This is a genomic window from Shewanella sp. SG41-4 (assembly GCF_014164505.1).
In the GTDB taxonomy this organism is placed as follows: domain Bacteria; phylum Pseudomonadota; class Gammaproteobacteria; order Enterobacterales; family Shewanellaceae; genus Shewanella.
Genome location: NZ_JACJFI010000365.1, coordinates 1 through 3,111 on the forward strand (window position 1 = coordinate 1; position 3,111 = coordinate 3,111).

At 40.0% G+C, this 3,111-nt stretch carries 3 protein-coding genes; all 3 read right to left on the reverse strand.

All coding sequences use genetic code 11. The annotated features are described in order from the left end of the window. Positions 1 to 214: hypothetical protein (locus H5202_RS19645; protein ID WP_182773550.1), on the reverse strand; the 214-nt coding region annotated here is incomplete at its 3' end. 132 nt (positions 215 to 346) lie between these two features. Further along, entirely contained in the window at positions 347 to 2,398 is a 2,052-nt protein-coding gene (gene prc / locus H5202_RS19650; protein WP_182773551.1) for a carboxy terminal-processing peptidase, read from the reverse strand. Positions 2,399 to 2,419: 21 nt separating this feature from the next. Then, the gene (proQ, locus tag H5202_RS19655; RefSeq protein ID WP_182749908.1) at positions 2,420 to 3,031 is read right to left on the reverse strand and encodes an RNA chaperone ProQ; all 612 of its coding nucleotides are present in this window, start codon (positions 3,029 to 3,031) and stop codon (positions 2,420 to 2,422) included. Positions 3,032 to 3,111 lie beyond the last annotated feature (80 nt).

Consider the following 3,111-nt stretch of genomic DNA (forward strand, 5'->3'; position numbering starts at 1 on the left):
AGTTAGCCGCGACACCATTAAGTTTTACAGTACTCAGCGAAAGTTGTTCACCATCGAGCACTAAATCATGCTGATGCTCACCATTACGGATCACCTTACTGACAGCTGTTACTTTAGTGTTTTTGCCATCTAGAATAACGTTCAAATCAACATGAGAAATGGTGAATGCAGGCTTGGTATAATCTTTTAGGTGTTTTTCTTGCGCTTGGTTCATACATGTTCCTCTTGAACGGTACTAATGCCAATATGATTAAATGCGTGTGAACTTTATCGAATTGGTACTATTTTTAGTTATTATGATTAAGAAAAAACGCGCCTAAGCGCGTTTTTTAACAGCAATAAAAAATTATTTTGAGTTAGTCTTAGCTATTTTTTCTGCGTCAGCCATATCTAGGGTGATATAAGCAGTTTCATCCAAAAAGGCATCAGGTAACTTGCTATCATCTGTTGTTTCAATATCGTCTAAAGACTTAACAACAGCTAAACCTTCATGAACTCGACGTGCATTTGCCCGATCTAAGGCACGTTTATCATCGTCTTCACGTGAGGCAATTCGTTCACTCTCAACAAGCGATATTGTTTTGTCTTTATGATGTTTTTTAAACTCATTAATATCTTGGTAAATATAACTGAACTCAACATCTTTGCTAATACGCTCTTTATGGTTAACATCAAGATTGTTAATCAACATAGGGGTGATATTCCCTAAAGTAGTGTACTGCGCTACAGGTACTTTATCCCATGGTAAAGCATTTTCTTCTTCCGACTCACCATATTCACCAGGTTCTAAAGCACTCGGTAAACGCACATCTGGTGTAACACCTTTTAGCTGAGTACTGCCGCCATTAATGCGGTAAAATTTGGCAATAGTATACTGCACGTGACCAATTGGTTTTTCGTACATGTCATAAATCCGACCCAAACTCTTATGTTGCTGAACAGTGCCTTTACCAAAGGTCGATTCACCAACAATAAGTGCGCGATCATAATCTTGTAAAGCCGCAGCAAAAATCTCTGAAGCTGATGCACTATAACGGTCAACCATCACAGTAAGTGGACCATTGTATGCGCTGGTACCATCATTATCACGATTTTGATTAACACCACCATTAGCATCACGAATTTGTACCACTGGACCCATATCAATAAACAAGCCTGTGAGTAATGTGGCTTCGGTTAATGCTCCACCACCATTACCACGAAGGTCAATAATAATGCCTTCAACATTGTCTTTTTCAAGCTTAGTAATTTCTTTAGCCACATCTTGCGACAAATTCATGTAAAAACCAGGAATTTGTATTACCCCAACTTTACGGTTGGCGTACTGGCCTTCTTTAGGCTCAACCACTTTTGAGGTTGCTGCGCGGTCTTCTAATCGAATTTTATCTCGAGTAATGACCACTTCAAAAGGTTTAGCATTCGCACCGCCTTTTTTCGGTAAAATCTGTAATACGACTTCACTGCCTTTTGGCCCTTTGATCAAATCAACAACATCATCTAAACGCCAACCTATGACGTCAACAACTTCACCGTCTTTTTGACCAACACCAACAATTTTATCTTCAGGTGATAATTTCTCACTATTGGCAGCTGGCCCACCGGCCACTAAACTTTTAATGACGGTGTAGTCATCATCCATTTGCAACACAGCACCAATCCCTTCAAGGCTTAGATTCATTTCCATTTGGAAACGTTCTGCATTACGAGGAGATAAATAACTTGTATGAGGCTCAACACTTCGAGCAAACGCGTTCATTACTGTTTGAAACACATCTTCGCTTTGTGTTTGACTTAAACGCTTAATGGCATTGTTATAACGCTTTTCGAGCACTTCAACAATTTCAGGCCACTTTTTACCGGTTAACTTAAGATTTAACGCGTCATATTTAACACGCTGACGCCAAAGTTCATTCACTTCGGCTTCATCTTTAGGCCATTGGGCATCTTTACGATCGAATTCATATGCGTCGCCAGCTTGAGTAAAGTCAAATTCTTTATCAAGCAAAGACAAAGCATAAGCAAAACGCTCGTAACGACGTTTTTGTACTACGTCATACATAGTAAATGCAGGGCTAATATCACCTGAGGCTACCATGTTATCAAACTGGTTTTGATATTGGCTAAAGCTCGTAATGTCTGCCGCAGTCAGCACATTACGACGATAATCAAGTTGCTCAAGAAAGCGGGTATAGATTTGCTCAGAGAATGCATCATCAAGGTTAAAACGATGATAATGCGAGCGAGTAAACAAAGTCGTTACTCGCTTGCTAGCCACTTTATGTTGCGGCTCTTGTGCTAGTTTAGGTAACTCGCTGATTTGAATCGTTGGTGAAATTGCCCATGCCGAAAAGCCGACAAATAAACTGGCAATTGACGCGGCCAAGGTAAGTTTTCGCATCAACAAGTACTCCTTAAATTTCTATAATAGTATGTGCTCTGCACGTACTTTGATGGATAAGCCAGAATCTAATTGAACAAGCACATCCTCTTTATTAATATCAGTCACAACCCCAGGAACTGGTGTTGCACCTAATTTAACATTAACGCGTTGTTTTTGTTTTAAATCTTCTAGCTTAGCAGGCACAAGTTTTATCACTGGAGCAACTACGGGAGCAGGACGTTCCTTTTTAACTGCTGGAGCACGTTTAGGCGCTACTTTCTTTGCAGGCTTTTTAGGCGCAAGTGCTTGACGTTTTGCTTTGGCTTTATCTTGGCTTTCTTTAAGCGTCAAAATAGCATGGTCAATGTGCTCTTGTTCTAATTCAGCACATTCATTACCGTCAAGATCGATACGTTTAGCACCGGCTTTAACGCCTTTCAAATAGCGCCAGCTGCTTGTGTAACGACGAAGCGCTACACGTAATTGTGTTTTACTGACTTTAGAATCATCAGCTAACCGTTCAGCCAAATCTTGAAACAAACCAATTTTTAATGGCTTCGTTTCACCTTCTGCAATGAAGCATAAAGGAAAGGTTTCATATAAATACGCTAAAATTGCGTTGGTGTCGGTCAACTTGTCTGTTGATTCCATTTTTACTTCCACGTTAATAAAGGGACTGATTATGCGGCATAAAATTTGCCATGCAGTCGTTCATCTTTCGCTAAACCTTA

Coding starts and splice junctions, on each gene's coding strand:
- prc (WP_182773551.1), bottom strand. CDS start 2,398: ATGCGAAAACTTACCTTGGCCGCGTCAATTGCCAGTTTATTTGTCGGC.
- proQ (WP_182749908.1), bottom strand. CDS start 3,031: ATGGAATCAACAGACAAGTTGACCGACACCAACGCAATTTTAGCGTAT.